Annotated in this window: 13 protein-coding genes and 1 pseudogene; 7 read left to right on the forward strand and 7 right to left on the reverse strand. The window is 58.4% G+C overall.

The annotated features are described in order from the left end of the window. Positions 1-2: 2 nt before the first annotated feature. Together N5E02_RS05760 and N5E02_RS05765 are read right to left on the reverse strand one after the other, a co-directional pair. Positions 3-1,721, reverse strand: a complete 1,719-nt coding sequence (locus tag N5E02_RS05760; protein WP_279946028.1) for a serine hydrolase — start codon at positions 1,719-1,721, stop codon at positions 3-5. Between the two features lie 118 nt (positions 1,722-1,839). Beyond that, positions 1,840-2,481 (reverse strand): hypothetical protein, encoded by a 642-nt coding sequence (locus N5E02_RS05765; protein WP_005419576.1) that lies wholly within the window; start codon positions 2,479-2,481, stop codon positions 1,840-1,842. Positions 2,482-3,296: 815 nt separating this feature from the next. On the opposite strand from N5E02_RS05765, the gene N5E02_RS05770 reads away from it, so the two are divergent. The 3 genes from N5E02_RS05770 (at position 3,297) to N5E02_RS05780 (ending at position 6,186) form a co-directional block, all read left to right on the forward strand. Continuing rightward, entirely contained in the window at positions 3,297-4,166 is an 870-nt protein-coding gene (locus tag N5E02_RS05770; protein WP_164229858.1) for a hypothetical protein, read from the forward strand. 451 nt (positions 4,167-4,617) lie between these two features. Then, the gene (locus N5E02_RS05775; RefSeq protein WP_065196868.1) at positions 4,618-5,022 is read left to right on the forward strand and encodes a hypothetical protein; all 405 of its coding nucleotides are present in this window, start codon (positions 4,618-4,620) and stop codon (positions 5,020-5,022) included. A 27-nt stretch (positions 5,023-5,049) separates the two neighbouring features. After that, positions 5,050-6,186 (forward strand): XVIPCD domain-containing protein, encoded by a 1,137-nt coding sequence (locus tag N5E02_RS05780; protein ID WP_139727725.1) that lies wholly within the window; start codon positions 5,050-5,052, stop codon positions 6,184-6,186. An 88-nt stretch (positions 6,187-6,274) separates the two neighbouring features. Here the strand turns inward: N5E02_RS05780 and N5E02_RS05785 are convergent, their stop codons facing one another. The 5 genes and pseudogenes from N5E02_RS05785 to N5E02_RS05805 all read right to left on the reverse strand — a co-directional run bounded on the left by N5E02_RS05785 (position 6,275) and on the right by N5E02_RS05805 (position 9,425). Continuing rightward, a complete protein-coding gene (locus tag N5E02_RS05785; protein WP_139727727.1) occupies positions 6,275-7,285 on the reverse strand; it encodes a phage portal protein in 1,011 nt (336 codons plus the stop codon). Continuing rightward, positions 7,285-8,088 (reverse strand): annotated as a pseudogene (locus tag N5E02_RS05790) (terminase family protein); the annotation flags it as partial. The gene N5E02_RS05785 and the pseudogene N5E02_RS05790, both read right to left, overlap by 1 nt. Positions 8,089-8,908: 820 nt before the next feature. After that, positions 8,909-9,052, reverse strand: a complete 144-nt coding sequence (locus tag N5E02_RS05795) for an ATP-binding protein (protein WP_279946030.1) — start codon at positions 9,050-9,052, stop codon at positions 8,909-8,911. Continuing rightward, complete coding sequence (locus tag N5E02_RS05800) at positions 9,049-9,180, reverse strand: hypothetical protein (RefSeq protein WP_279946031.1); 132 nt, start codon at positions 9,178-9,180, stop codon at positions 9,049-9,051. The genes N5E02_RS05795 and N5E02_RS05800 overlap by 4 nt, the downstream gene beginning before the upstream one ends. A 113-nt stretch (positions 9,181-9,293) precedes the next feature. Continuing rightward, positions 9,294-9,425, reverse strand: coding sequence for an ATP-binding protein (locus N5E02_RS05805; protein ID WP_345782198.1), 132 nt, complete (start codon positions 9,423-9,425; stop codon positions 9,294-9,296). A gap of 237 nt (positions 9,426-9,662) precedes the next feature. On the opposite strand from N5E02_RS05805, the gene murJ reads away from it, so the two are divergent. The 4 genes from murJ to N5E02_RS05825 all read left to right on the forward strand — a co-directional run bounded on the left by murJ (position 9,663) and on the right by N5E02_RS05825 (position 15,209). Then, positions 9,663-11,246, forward strand: a complete 1,584-nt coding sequence (gene murJ / locus N5E02_RS05810) for a murein biosynthesis integral membrane protein MurJ (protein WP_279946050.1) — start codon at positions 9,663-9,665, stop codon at positions 11,244-11,246. A 152-nt stretch (positions 11,247-11,398) separates the two neighbouring features. Further along, positions 11,399-11,572, forward strand: a complete 174-nt coding sequence (locus N5E02_RS05815) for a hypothetical protein (RefSeq protein WP_279946033.1) — start codon at positions 11,399-11,401, stop codon at positions 11,570-11,572. 278 nt (positions 11,573-11,850) lie between these two features. After that, entirely contained in the window at positions 11,851-13,968 is a 2,118-nt protein-coding gene (locus N5E02_RS05820) for a peptidase domain-containing ABC transporter (RefSeq protein WP_279946034.1), read from the forward strand. Beyond that, positions 13,965-15,209 carry an HlyD family efflux transporter periplasmic adaptor subunit gene (locus N5E02_RS05825; RefSeq protein WP_279946035.1) on the forward strand — a complete coding sequence of 415 codons (1,245 nt, stop codon included), beginning with the start codon at positions 13,965-13,967 and terminating at the stop codon, positions 15,207-15,209. The genes N5E02_RS05820 and N5E02_RS05825 overlap by 4 nt, the downstream gene beginning before the upstream one ends. The last annotated feature ends 165 nt before the right edge of the window (positions 15,210-15,374 follow it).

Raw genomic sequence — 15,374 nt, forward strand, 5'->3', positions numbered from 1 at the left:
CATCACCCCTGGCCCATGGGCGCGACGCGCCGCAGGCGCAGGTTGCGCCATGTCGGCTGGGAGCCGCGAAAATCCACCGCTTCGCCATCGCTGGTGAACAACAATCCTGGCTCCACCTCAGCAACCAGGCGGATGCCATCGATGTACAGCCAGCCGTGTCGTTGCTCCAGCACAACGAACATCGATGGTCTGCCCCATTGGTCAACGCGATAGCGTCCCAGCCAGGGTTGCCAATGGGGCGCCTGCGGCCCGGTGGGCCCATCGATGGGATCGTTCTGGTCCAGGCCATCCTCGCCGTTGCTGCATTCCAGGTACGCCGGCAGCATGTCCGTCGCCGCATGGTAACGGTACGTCGCAACCTCTCCATCGGTGTCCACAGTGAAAAGTTGATCGCCGTCGATGGCCGCAAAGCGGGTACCCTCGGCGTGCGCCCCTCGATGCAGTTGCAGCTCCCCGTTTCCGGCAACCCCGATCTTCGCCTTGCCGCTGCGCCCGATCCAGCTTCCCGCCATCTGCTGCATCTGGTCCTGGGTCAACCTGATCGGCGCCAGGCTTGATAGGGGCACACGCGGCTGACGGGGCCCGAAACGCGCCGACAACAGCTGATCGAGCAGACGCTCGCCGATGCCGTACCCCGCAGACGTCGCGCGATTGAACATCGCGGCAAATCCAGCGTTTGCCTGCCTGCAGTAGGTGAACACGCACCCGAATCCGAAGCCCCCGCCGCGGTGGTGCAGCAGCCGCACCGGTGTACTGCCGTAGAGGCGTTCGCTGCGCATGACACCGAGCCCGTAGTCGCCGCCCAGGCCGAAACCATGCATCTCGTCCCAGAGACGGGGCTCAAGCAGTTGCTGCGCACCGGATCGGCCGCCACCGAGCAGGAAGCCAAGATACTTCGCCATGTCGGCGGCACTGGTCCACACGCCTCCCGACACCACCAGCGGCGTCACCGGCGGTACCTGCGTATGGCCTTCCTGGGTTCCCAGTGCCCGCACCTTGCTTGCCAGGTAGACCGACGCATCGGCCGTACTGTCGTGCATTCCCAGCGGCTCGAAGATCCGGCGCTGCAGCCAGGCCGGATAGCTGATGCCCGCAACCTGCTCAAGGACATGACCGGCAAGGTCGAAGCCCAGGTTGGAGTAGCGATAGCGCGTACCCACCGGAAAGCGCAGCCATGTCTGCGAGATGCTGCGGACGTGCGCATCAAAGCCCGGCGACGCCAGTTCGTAGTTGTTGCCCAGTGGCGCCTCGTGCGTGAATCCCGCGCGATTGGCAAGCAGCAGGCGCAGGCTGATGCGCTCCTGTGGAGCATGCTCGAAGCGGCTGCGCACCGTGAACGACGGCAGATAGCGGGTAATGGGCGCGTCCAGATCAAGGATGCCGTCCTGCACGGCCAACAGCACCGCCACCGCCGCGAAGTTCTTCGAGGTGGACTGGATGCTGAACATCGTGCTGGCGTCTACGGGCACGCTGCCCTGGCCTGATACGTGACCGAAGCCTTCAGTCCAGCGCACCTGCCCGCCTTCGACCAGGCAGACGGCAGCGGCACCGATGCCGCTGCCGTCCATGGCCGAGCGGATCACGCCGCGTTCCGCGTCGATCAGGCTCGCGGTGGTGACGCTTGGCCGCGCCGGGGTGGCAACACCGGTGGGAATGAGCGTGGCCGCCGGAACAGCCGCGGCATTGGCCAGGAAGGTGCGACGACTGAGCGTACCAGGCATCAGATCACTCCACTTCAGGATGCCGCCATCTTCCCGCCAGCAGAAATGGCAGGGCATGTGTCATTCGGCACAGAGTGCGGTGATCGATGGCGCTGCGCCTTCGCTGGCTGAGCAGGCCTCAGCCCGGAGGGTCCGGCAAGCGGATTCCCTGCGCCGAAACAAAGGCGCGGGACTCGCTCCAATAGGCCTGTGGCGGTTCCCGCAGCTCTGGTCGCGCCCAGTAGTCGTTGCCATGCAATGCGCTCATCACATGGCACCAGCCGTCACGCGGATCGTGAACCTGAAATCGCCCGCGATGATGGCGCGGATGATACGCGTAGTGACCAAGCGCCTCCTGGCGCGCTTCATCCGGCGAACGACCCGCCTGATGGACAAGCGTCCATGCACGCATGTGGCGTGCATGCGCGAGCGCGCCCAGGTACTCGTCCTCATCCAGCAGTGGCACCTGCTCACCGCGGGCCAGGCACAGTGCGTCCGATTCGGCTTCGTAGTCCAGCGACGGCTGCGCCAGTTCCGAGTGCTGCTGCCAATACCTTTCGCCCTTCATGTGCAGCATCGCCCAGTGCCAGGGCTCGTCGTGGAAGATCAGCGCGTGTTCGTATTCGCGGCCGGGGTTCTGGTCGGGATAGCGCTTCCGTGCCTGTTCGAGCGCCTGCGCCTCGGGCACCTGGCCATAGTGGACCAGACACCAGGCGAACAGGTGCCGGCTGTCTTCGATTTCGGTGGTGAAGTCTTCCACCGGGGTAGCGGTGTTGGGCATGGTCGATCCCTGTGTGCGGATCAGATGGTACCGACGCTCCGGGTCGCGCGGGGGGCGGGGGGCAATGAGATCTGCAACAAGTCGTGCGAGGTCGCGTGGGGGCCCATCACGATTCGAATCTGGAATCGACGGATTATGGGACCTCTACAGCGCTTCCACGCGCCTCCACAGACCTTCCAGCCGTAAACCACGCGGCTGATTCCCAGGCCCCGCGACCATCTTCGCTCATCTTTGTGCACCTCCTTCCGCTGACAAAAGGTCGCCGAGCGGTCGCCAATGGGCGCAATGAAGGGAATGCTCGGAGAGAACGGACTGGCCGCCTTGCCGATCGGTCAACGTGCCTCGGATCCAGCGTCGCGTGGTGTGGGCCGGCCGAATGTGCGGAAGCTGGCTGGCGGTGGGCTGAAGTTCCGCTACAGATACACCAACGCCAACGGTCAACGCGATCGCGTCGCGGCCGCACCACGAGGGAGGGCGCAACCTTCGCGGTGAGATCGCAACTGCGGCAGCCGCCGTCGGGCTAGCGAGAGAACAAGCCAATTGCTACCGCGGCACGGAATGGCCATTTTGCCACTCATGCGCTCGCCTTCCGAGAAAGGGTATTTGTCGCTTTACGTCTACCGATGCGTGATTGAGAACACCCAAGAGCCAAGCGTAGCCAGCTGCAACGAATTTCTGGTTGACAGTGAATATCACCCCGCAATATGAAACCCCGGGAATCGAGAGGCAGGGGATCAGCGCCGAAATCAGTTATCACCACGGCCCGAGGTCCAGTCCATCGCAAAGCTCCGCGACGACAAGGGAAAAGGAATCAGGTGAAGATCAGTAGAATTCTCATATATGGAATGCTCGTCATCGGCGTAGTCGCAACCATTTCCTGGTTGGCCTGCAGACCATCCGATGTCACAGGAAGCAAAGGAGATGAGGTTCCTCTCAGTGAAAAAAGCACTTCGTCAACGGATATCGCATCTGAATCAAGCATTCATCAATCCTTGCGTTCGCCACACCAATCCATCGAATCAACAGTGGCTTTGGGTGGCAAGGCATTTCTGCTCAAGATCGAAACACCTCACTACGAAGGCGACGCCTCGGAATACATTGACAGGCGCATCGCGGCTGCACGGGCCGGCGATGCCCAGTCGAGCTATGAGATCCATAACCGCATTGCCAGTTGCAAGCGGGCGCTTAACTCAGGTGATGCCGATGAGTACAAGGCCTACGCATCAGTGGAAATCGGCCAGGAGATTGGCCACTGCCAAGGGCTGATAGGGCGAACGGAACTCGGAGATGAGAATTGGCTCTCTCTTGCTGCCGCCCAAGGGTCGGTCGAAGCAAGACTGATTTTCGCCAAAGACCCGAAAGCCATCATTGGAAACTTGACTGAAGCGCTCAAGGATCCGGAACGAATAACCAATTATCGAAGGGATGCGATTGATTATCTAAATGAGTCGGTATCACAGGGAAGCGTCGACTCGATTGAAGCCCTTGCTGACATCCATGACCGAGGGATCATTGCCGATAAATCCCCTGAAAAGAGCCTTGCATACTGGCCCGCATATCAGCGCGCGCACCCCAATAGCCAATCGGCGGCGTCCATTGCGAGACTCTCCAAACTGTTGCAGCCCAACCAGATAGAGCGATCCAACGAGATGTCTGAGGCTATATACAGGTCCTGCTGCTTGTAACCCAACAGAAGTTTCCTACTCACCCAACATGGCGCACGATGAAAGCAATGAATTCAAAGAAATGGTTGATTGCAACCTCCCTGGTTGTCGCGATTGCTTCCTCTTGCCCACCCATAGCTCGCCCCTTCCAACTAAACGAATAATCTAACACTGCGCGAAATCTCCCAAAATCGCTATCAGGTGGGGGTTCCGACCCGTGCATCACAAGACGTTGTGCTAGATTCGGGACAGTGTTCCTGGCGCGAGAGGTACCTTCATGGATGCATGGCTCGACAAATGCGCTACTTCATCAAGGCGCGGAGATCGGAGTCACCTCCGGCTTGCAGCGTATCGCTGCCTCTCAATAGCCGTTTCAGCGTTGATACTGTCAGCGTGTTCGAGCGGTGCCTCAACAACCCCATCGCATAAATCTAATCAAAGACAGTCCGTCAAATCAGGGAGTGAAATTGGTATGGAGCGATTCAAGAACGACATCGAGCGCCTGTCTAGTGTACGTTTTGATGATGTCGACGCGTTAAATGAACAGCTCCACACGCATCTGGGAGAGCCGACACGCCAGGACGTGATGGACGAACGGATCGCAGAACACGGAATGTTGGGCGACCTTGAGGTCCGGAACATCAGGCTGAGAAGTGCTGCTGACGATCCTGCGCTCGCGAACCTGATCTTTGAGATCGCACCACCAAGCATTGCGCTCAAGGAAATCATCTGGGAAAACTCGACCAAACATCCACCTCGGCCTGACGCGCCTGGCTCTCGCCCTTACTGGTCTGCGCAGGTGAACGATGCAAAGGTCGTGCTCGGACTCGATTCCGATAACGTGACGCTGACCTACATATCGATCAGTCAGCGCTGATCCCTGTTATTGCGAAGGAGCCGGAGCATGGAGCGTACTGAAGAATCTGGACTGCCACAGCCGCAGGAGGGAGGCCGCCCAGGAGCCACACGGCGTCCCGCATCGCCATTGGACGACCCCTCCTTGGCGCCGCTTCTAGCAAAATCCCCAACACTTCAGGCGGGCCTCACCCAGGCGAGGCGTGAAGGCATCGTTATCCAATGGGGGGCAGCCGGTGAAGGCACTTATCTTATACCCGGCGTCAAGATCGTTATTGACGAGAATGCGATTGGGCAAGGCTCAAGGATCGCAAGTTCTCTTGCTCACGAAGTTGGGCACCATCTCTTCACCGAACCCGAAAATCGAACTTCTAAGCAAGCCTATGTGAACAGCGAGCTGCGAGGAGAAGCCGCCGCGACTCTCAGCAATGTCCAGGTCCAGCGTGAGATCGTTGCAGCTGGCGGTCCAGATATTGGCGTTTCCGGCACAGGTAATCGTCCACAACAATACGGAACCATTGCGGCGGAACTCCAGGCCGGACGGATCAACCGTAACCAAGCACTTGGGCAGATCGCTGAGGTGTTCAAGACAGAGGCGCCGTCTGTTGGTCCTCATGCGACATACGAACTCTACTATGGCGACTACTACGACCGGGAAATAGCACCCACGCAACGGCGGCGTAGGCCAGATCCAGAATTTGACGCCGAGCGCATTGCGGTTGCGGAAATAGTCGGTTCGGACAGCGACGACTCGCCCTCACGGCAGCGAGCATCCTCCTCAGCCCCTGAACTCGGCGATGCTGACCGCTCTCTCTACATGCAGATTAGGGCAGGTGTGGAACGCCTGGACGCAGAGCATGGGAAACCTTGGGACGAGTCGAGTCAGCGCATGTCTGCAAGCTTGCTGGTACTGGCGAAGGAGCAGAGCCTTTCACGGGTTGACCATGTTGTCTTGAACAATCCGACAGAGAACCTAGCTCGAGGTGAGAGGGTCTTCATAGTCGAGGGAGCAATGGACGATCCCGCCCATCGTCGAGGCCATATGAGTACGATGGATGCGCTTCGCGCACCGGAGGCGGAATCGCTCCATCGCGCTGATGCGTTGAGCCAATCACAAGCAGCGAGCCTTGAACAACAACCGGCACAGCAGGCGCATACGCAAGACGGGCCATCGTTCTCGAGATAAAGCCGTCACTGTGCTATCGGCGCCATTCATTCCACCGCCTTGGCCCACAAGTGAGCGCCCACGCTGCAGCTCGGGCGCTCTCGAATCATCATGCGGTCGCCTCCAGTTCGAAGGGTTCGAAGCGGATCACGTCCTGGCCCAGCCACTCGTTAATAGCTGCCATGTGCGTCTGCAGCGGCGCCAGTTCCATCGCCGCCCACACGCCCGCCGCGTCGCGGATCGACCCAAACCCGCCACTGTTCTGCGGCACGATACCCAGAAGCTGCGGTGGCACCCGGAGCACCGCCAACATGTCATCGCGGGTCACACTCTTGATCCCGGTGAACTCATCTCGGACCGCCACCTCACTGACCGGGGTCACCTGCAAGCCGTCCTTCTTCCCATTGGGCGAGTGCACGAACAGGTTCTTGAAATTGCCCGGCCCGCGCGACTGCCGCAGCGCGTCGCGCAACGCGTCCACGTCCAAGCCCTCGGGTTGGGGGTCGGTCATGTAGAGAATGTAGCCGGCGTGCGAACCGTTGTTGTAATACTTCCGGCGGAACAGCGTGGCCGACTCGTTCAGCAGCGCGGCCTCTACGGCTGGCATCCACTCCGGCAGGCCGTAGATCTCCTGATCAGCATCTGCCTCTCGCAGCTGGAACACCTCACCGGCGGGAAACTCATGCTCTACCCGTGCGGCACGCACCGGGAAGAACTCACCGGGCTGCACGCCACGGCGCACGTACTGCGCCAGCGGCACCGCCAGACTGTGCGCGGCTCCTGACATGGGGCGGCGACGCTCGACATACCCCATGCCGAAGGTGGTGTAGTCCAGCGCCAGCTGCGAGAACGCCTCACGGCTCAGCAGCCGGTGCGGTCGGAACGTGCGCACCAGCATGTTGCGTTTGAATGTCAGGCCGCTGTGCAGGTACGGGTTGGAGCGCGTTGTGCGCGACAGCCCTTGCAGATCCACCGGTGGCTCGAAGTAGCGGCCATTGCGCCAGCATTCGAGGTAGTCGAGGAAGCCGCGTGATTCCAGCACAGGGCTGGCCTCGCCAAAGGTGAAGGCTTCGATACTCACCGGCGGCGCGGCGATGGCGCTCTGGTCGGTGTCGGTCATCAGAAAATCTCCATGGTGCCGCGCGCAGCCCGTCCGCCTTCCAGCGGCTCGCTCTGCAGCGCGTGCGTGAGTGCCCAAGCCAAGTCAGCATGGCCGGTGGTACGCGAGCGCCCGGCGGTGTAGGTCACCTGGCGCCCGCTCGGGGTGATGGTTTTCTGGATCGCCAGCAGTGACTGCGTGAGGTCGATCCAGCCGGCGTCGTATTCCTGCCGTTCGTCATTGATTACGTCATAGGCTTTCAGCACCAGCCGCGTTTTCACCTCGGGCGAATAGTTGAAGACAGTCACGCCGGGTAAGAACTGGCGCACCAGCTGAGCAACGCAGGTGCCCATGCCGGTCGCATCCACGCCGATGTAGGTCACCCAATAGCGCTTGGTGATCTGCTCGATGAACGCCGCCTGGTCTTTGAACTCCATGCCCTTGAACTGGTGGCGTTCCAACACGCGGAACTTGCCCCCAGGCACCAGCGGCGGGGCCACAACCACGATGCCCGCGCTGTCGCCGGTCTCAGCCGGGTCGTAGCCGATCCACACGGCGCGGTCGCCGTAGGGCCGGACGGCAAACGGCTTGTAATCGACCTGGCAGGGCTGCAGCATCGTGAGCGGGAACACACTGGCGCTGTCGTCCACGAACTCGCACATCAGCAGGTTGGCGAACTCCTCGGCGCTGTAGTCACGGCGCAGTTCCTCGATATCGAACAGGTCACAGCCACGGTCCGCCGCGTCCAGCACGGTCACGATCTGGCGCCAGATGGCGTCCTCGCAGGGCCTGCCACCCATCAGGCGCGCATGGCTCACGTCCAACACCGAGGGCAACCGTGGCGACAAGCAGGATGCGGCCGGGCACAATCGCCCACCACTACGGGCCGCTACGATCACGACTTGCCAGTCGTGAAACCACCTCGCAAGCGTTGAGTTTTCCCGCGAATTTTCCCGCCGGCACAAAAAAGGCACTTGGGCGTAAGCTGTTCATGCAAGCATAAGTTGTCCGACCGCTACAAGCATAAGTCGCCCACTAGTGATTCGCCAATGCCATTCACACCGCCCACTAGTCTGGATAAATACAACCAAGCAGTTGGACACCGCCGCCAAATGAACTGGACACTTGCGCCAAACAAACTGGACAGCAGCGCCAAATGAATGGGACGCCGCCGCCATACTGAACACCCCGTTCGAAGAAGGTGCAGGGCCTAGGCTGAGTTCGTTCAGATGTTATCTACAGCCAAGCCCGAGGGCGGGCCTGAGGGTGCAGCCGATCACTGAACGCTGGCTGCTGGAGGCGGGCAACTGCGACACCACTCGACTGCAGCGAGGCTGAAGCATGTGGCCCAAGGAAGTGCGGTCAACCAAGATGTTCTTGCCCAATGGTGGCGTCTTCTACCACCTGTTCCACGATCTGGTCGGTGAGCTTGCTCGGATACTGATCCAGTCCGCTGGAGCAAATAGATCCGTGGTCACCTACGAGGTCCTCGGCGACGCAGATGACTGCCTGGAGGAACGCAAGCGGATTCTTGAACCGTTGAGATAGATGGTCAGCGAGGCACTTTTAAATATAGGGCCACGCCTACCCTCGGAATAGTCCATGGCCTGAGGCTGCCAGTTGGCGGCCCGAGGCTGCACTGGACTACTCCCGTGACTTGATTGCCTTGACCTTGTGCAGGAAATCGCCATTCAAGACTAGCTTGCGGCTGCTGTGGATGAGGCGGTCCATGATGGCGCCGGCCAAGGCGGGATCGTGGATGAAGGCATGCCAGTCCTTGGCCGTCATCTGCCGGAAACAATGGTGGCACCGGATCCGACCTGGTCATCGAGCAGTTCCAGCAGATCGGCGCGGCCGCGGCCGGACAACGGGGTCAATTCGAAGTCGTCCAAGATGAGCAGCTTGGTCTTGGCCAACTGCCCCGCAGTATGGGCAGCGAACCATCGGCATGGGCCAATTCCATTTCTTCCGGCAGCCGCCCTACGCGTCGATAGCCAATCGGGAGGCCATTGCGCGCCGCCTGGACGGCCTAGGCGCACGCCAACCATGTTTTGCCGGTGCCGGTGATCAGGACGTTCTGCTGCCGCTCAATCCAATTACAGGTCAGCAGATCGGTAGCCATCCCCAAGGCAGTAGACCCTGGTGCGACGCAAAGCGTCATTGGCGGCGGGGCTGATTGACCACCCAAACGAGCTGGCTCGCTTGACAGACTTTGCCGGTATCCGGTATTAGACGTGCTCGGTCGCTAGGGATAGCTATGGTCGGATGAGGGTGCCTCTGAAGGGTTAGTCATTGAATAGACGCGCATAGAGTGGTTGGGCCGCACCGTAGGTCTTAGCCTTTTTTTGATTTGACCATCCGGCACTTAAAGATGAAGCAGGACGCTACACGCTCAGGTTTGTTTCGCGGTCTGATTTCTTTTAGCTCAATGACGCTCGTGTCGCGCGTACTGGGGCTAGTTCGTGATTTGGCTATCAATGCTTCCTTCGGTGCAACCGCCGCGAGCGATGCTTTTTGGGTGGCGTTTCGCATCCCAAATTTTCTTAGGCGACTATTCGCCGAAGGATCATTCGCTAGCGCATTTGTTCCAGTCCTGGTGGAAATCAAGTCGCGGCGCCGTCAAGAGCTGCGTTCGTTCATAGCCAACATTCTGGGGATCTTGGGGGCCGCCTTACTGATAGTCACCGCCGCCGGCATTTTGATGGCGCCTTGGGTGGCTTCGGCTTTCAGCTTCGGCGATACGGGCGGGGAAAAGGCTCATCTCACAAGCCAACTGCTTAGAATAACTTTTCCATTCATCTTCTTTGTTTCCCTGACAGCTCTTGCTGGAAGCATTCTCAACAGCTTCCAGAGGTTTGCAATACCAGCACTGACCCCAGCTATTCTCAATATATGCATGATTATTGGTGCAGTTTGGGGGTCAAGTATTGCTGACCCTCCTATTGTGGCGATGGGCTGGGCAGTAATGGTCGCCGGAATACTTCAATTGGCCTTCCAGATGCCTTCATTGGCGCGCCTCGGTCTGCTTGTTTGGCCGAGATGGAACTGGCGGGATCCAGAGGTTCGAAAAGTTTTTCGATTGATGATGCCAACGCTCTTTGGCTCTTCAGTAGCCCAAGTGAACCTGCTATTTGATACATTCCTCGCGGCTGCCTTGGTTGCTGGATCTCAGACTTGGCTTACACAGGCCGATAGATTTCTTGAGCTTCCTCTAGGGCTATTCGGGATAGCGCTCGGAACAGTAATTCTGCCCGCGCTTTCACGCCACCACGTATCAAATGACAGCGGCGCATTCAACGATACGTTGGACTGGGGTATGCGAGTTACCCTAATGATCTCCGCTCCGGCAATGGTCGGACTCGCGACCTTGGCGGAGCCATTGGTAGCAACGATGTTTCAGCGCGGGAAGTTCACGGCATTCGATACCGAAATGGCGGGGATGTCAGTGCTGGCGCTTAGCCTTGGTCTGCCGGCATTCGCCCTGGTTAAGGTCTTGGTCCCTGCATTCTTTTCTCGCCAAGATACGAGCACCCCTGTCAGGGCCGGCATCGCCTCTCTTGTCGCCAATGCCATCCTCAATGTGATGCTGCTTGGTGCATTCGCGCTATACAAAATACCGGACTGGCGCGACCGTGGCCTAATAGAGGCGGTAGCAAGCACGCCTGGCTTGCATGTGGCCCTTGGGTTGGCGAGTGCGCTAGCTAGTTATGTTAATGTCGTTCTTCTGTGGTCGGCACTTAAAAAGCAGCAGGGCTATGTTCGTTCGAGAGGGTGGGCAAGGTTTTTAGTTCGCCTTTTTGCTTCGTGCATTCTAATGGGGGTGTCTATCTGCTGTGCTCTCCATTTTGCGCCTGATTTTACTGTATCAGGGGAGGCTGTCAGGATTGGTTGGTTGGCAGTGCTGGTCGCCTGCGGTGTGGTGGTATATGCGGCGTCAATGCTTGCATTTGGCTTCCGTCCTTCCGATCTCTCAAGGCTGTAGATCCTGATAACGAACATGTATTGTTGTTTGGGAGTAATTTATGGCGATCTGATCGTCACTGAATCTCTCTAGTTCTTCTAGGGAGCCTGCATCGTTCTTTCATGAAGAAAGGGCGGTCATCTTGGTGTTGTGTATAACAAATGGAGATTGAAATGCGTACCATTGATATGAACGAAATTCAGCAGGTTGGTGGCGGATTCAGCGAGAATGTACTCACCGTGGTTGAAAATGGTGAAACGAGCTATGTTGCCATTAATTGGCAGGGCGCACTTGAGCTCGCGATTTACTATAACTTTAACGGACACAATCCCATAAACATCCAGTAAGGCAAAGGGCTCCCTTCGACATGAAGGGAGCCCTTTAGTGGTGTGGGCGACGCCTATTATGCTCTGGTAGATCTCTCATTGGGCAATGCTTCCGTTGCTGGGAAGGCGGGTTTGAGAATGACAATATCAGCGAGTGAAGAACGGCTGCAATCGCCCTTCGCTCATTGAAGAATGTATGGTTCAAGCATGCATGCCACTCTCGATTGGACGTTGACTCAAGCTCGCTCTACGCACGCGTAGTAGCACATCCACTTCAATCGAACTCTGAAGCGAGTTGTATGGACACCGTAATTCAGACTGAAGCCGCTGAATGCGGACTTGCCTGCTTGGCAATGATCGCGTCTCACCACGGCAATCGTATAGGCTTGCGCGAGCTTCGCCGACTTCATTCGCCTTCGCTAAAAGGTGCATCTCTCTCCCAACTGATGGACGTCGCGGCACAGATGGGCTTCATGTGTCGCCCCTTGCGATTGGATTTGGAGCATCTTCCTAAATTGCAGTTGCCTTGCATCCTGCATTGGGACCTCAATCACTTTGTCGTGCTCACACGTGTCCGCAAGCGCGATGTCACAGTGCTTGATCCTGCTTTCGGAAAGCGGGTGCTTCCCCAGGCAGATTTCTCGCGGCACTTCACCGGGGTCGCACTGGAGCTTAGCCCGGGCGCCGAAATGCGCCCCGCTAAACGTCCGCCAACAGTCGCGATCTCGCAGTTGACAGGAAAAATTAGCGGCTTGTGGCGCGCACTCGGGCTCGTCCTCATGCTTTCGCTGGCACTACAGGTCTTTGTTCTGCTGGCGCCATTCTTCATGCAGTGGGTCGTCGACCAGGCGTTGATCGCAGCTGACCGAGATCTACTGACGGTCCTTGGCCTTGGCTTCGGGCTGGCGTTGCTGCTCCAGGTCGGCATCGGTCTTGTGCGAGGATGGGCGGTGATCCATCTCTCCAATCGTCTCGGCTTGCAATGGACAGGCAATGTCTTTAGTCATTTGATTCGACTGCCTCTGGACTTCTTCGAGAAGCGACACCTAGGCGATATCACCTCCCGTATGAATAGCGTGCAAGCAATCCAGCGGACCCTGACCACAAGCTTCGTTGAAGCCCTGATTGATGGCCTGATGGCTATCGCCACACTTGGGATGATGCTGCTTTACAGTTGGAGGCTTGCGTTGGCGACGCTGCTTGCAGTTACCTTCTATCTGGTAGCACGCTCCTTGGCATTTCGCGCACAACGAAACGGCACAGAGCAACAGCTGATCGCATCGGCCCGCCAGCAGAGTCATCTGTTGGAATCTATTCGCGGCGTGCAGTCGATAAAAGTAGCAGGTAAGGAAACGCAACGCCGCTCAGGCTATTACAACCTGATGAATGAAACTGTCAATCGTGAAATTTGGCTGGCGCGAGTCGGCTTGGTCTTCAGCAGCGCCAGCCAAACCATCTTTGGCATCGAGCGCATAGCGGTCATCTGGATCGGAGCGATCCTCGCGATGAAGAACGTTTTTTCAGTGGGAATGCTCATCGCCTACCTTGCTTACAAGGATCAGTTTTCTCAGCGGGTCAGTGGACTGATCGACAAGTGGGTGGAGTTTCGCATGCTGCGACTGCATGGCGAGCGTCTCTCTGACATCGTTCTGGCCGAGCCCGAAGCAACCGAGGGGCGAGCTGGGAGTCAGGGCTTGCCTGCCAACTTGCGTATTGAGGCGGTGGACTTGGGCTTCCGATATGCCTCAGGAGAGCCATGGGTGCTTCGAAACTGCAACCTGACGATAGAGCCAGGAGAGTCGGTTGCGATTGTTGGAGCCTCCGGTTGCGGCAAGACTACCTTGCTAAAGTTGCTGCTTGGATTACTTACGCCGACGGAGGGGGGGATCTACATAGATGGGGTTCCTTTGCCCAAAGTGGGAATGGAGCAATACCGCCGCATCATCGGTGCCGTTATGCAGGACGACCAGCTGTTTGCAGGAAGCATTGGCGACAACATCGCCTTTGAAGACGAGGGGCAGGACGAAGTGCGTGTGCAAGAGGCGGCCAAACTCGCGGCGGTGCATGCCGATATTGCGGCGATGCCGATGGGGTACAACAGCCTGATTGGCGATATGGGCACCACGCTGTCGGGTGGCCAGAAGCAACGGGTGATTTTGGCGAGAGCCCTATATAGGAAGCCACGGCTGCTGTTCTTGGACGAAGCTACTAGCAACCTTGACGTAGAGCGTGAGCGTTTGGTCAATGATGCTGTTCGGAAGCTGGAACTCACGAGGGTGATCGTTGCACATCGACCGGAGACAATTGACAGTGCTGATCGAGTTCTAGTCATGAATGCGGGGATGATTGTGCGCGAACTACGGCCTTCCGACCCTCAGGTTACTGAACATCAAGTAGCAAACGAGGTGATGGCATGAGCGGGCTGTTTCGCCGAGAGGTCCTGGAGGCGAAGCGGGGGAGTTGGCTTGGAGGCATCTCGCTAGCGCAGCCCGTCAGGCTTTGGGGGCTGGCAACCTTTGCCGCCATTGCCGCGAGCGTGGTATTGGGCTTTCTCGTGTTCGGTGAGTACACGCGGCGCTCCAGAGTGGAGGGTGAACTCGTTCCCGATCTTGGTCTCTCGACGGTTGTGGCACCTTCTGCCGGTGTTATTGCCTCCCTACACGCGGAAGAAGGTGATCGTGTCCAACGACAATCGGCTTTGCTCCTTATCAACGTCCCGCGTGTCACTGCAGCCGGTGACGATGCATTAAAAGTTCTGCGTGATGGTCAAGAGACGCGCGTCGTGAGCTTGGGAGAGCTTCAGGATGCTAAGGATCAGCAGTTTCAGGCCCAGCAGCGCGGCACTGAGCAACAGCGCGACGCACTGCGTCGCGAGCTCACGCAGATCGAAAATGAGATACGCACTCGTGGGGAACAGGTTCGTATAGGTCGGGAAACAGTGGGGCGCTATCGCCAGGTCGTAGATCAACGCTACGTAAGCCTGGTGCAGATGAATCAGCAGGAGCAATCTATGCTGGACATGCTCAATGCACAACAGGCATTGCAGCGGCAAGCGACGTCTCTGCGTCGGACGCTTGCTCAGCTGGACCAGTCGCTAGCGGAGCTCCCGGAACAACGGCGCGCCGCTCGAGCTATGACTGAGCGTGACTTAGCGGCACTCAGTCAGGAAGCCGTACAGATGGAAGCCAACGGCGAGTTGCTACTGCGAGCCCCGGTCGCAGGCCTGGTAGCGAGTCGGCAGGTGGAAGCAGGTCAAGCTGTGCAAGCTGGCCAGCCGATTCTTAGCCTGTTGCCGGAGGGGTCATTGCTGCGCGCCCAGTTGCTGGTCCCAAGTGCCGCGATTGGGTTCATCAAGCCTGGCGATCATGTGCTTTTGCGCTATCAAGCTTATCCATATCAAAAATTTGGCAGTCACGAAGGTACAGTAATTCGTGTTTCTCGGAGTGCGATTGCAGCTAGCAGCCCAAAGGGAGAGGCGAGCGAACCCGTCTACCGAGTCCTTGTTTCGCTAGATCAGCAAAGTGTCCTGGCTTATGGGAAGCCGGAAGCGCTACGACCGGGAATGCGCTTGGAAGCTGACATCATGGGGGAGCGCCGACGGCTATACGAGTGGATTCTCGAGCCTATCTACTCGGTGACAGGTAAAGTGGGCAGCTAGATTCGCCTCGTGCACTAGCGAATGGTGCCATTCATTACGCGGATCGGCGCTCCATTCTCCTGTTCGATTTTTCTTGAATACTTCTCACCGGGGCCTGTTGACGCGTAGGCCTTGTGCTCATCAGCATCACCTGGATTGAGAGTCCGCGGGGCATCAGCCGCCGCG

The sequence above is a fragment of the Stenotrophomonas sp. GD03777 genome (assembly GCF_029842485.1).
In the GTDB taxonomy this organism is placed as follows: domain Bacteria; phylum Pseudomonadota; class Gammaproteobacteria; order Xanthomonadales; family Xanthomonadaceae; genus Stenotrophomonas; species Stenotrophomonas sepilia.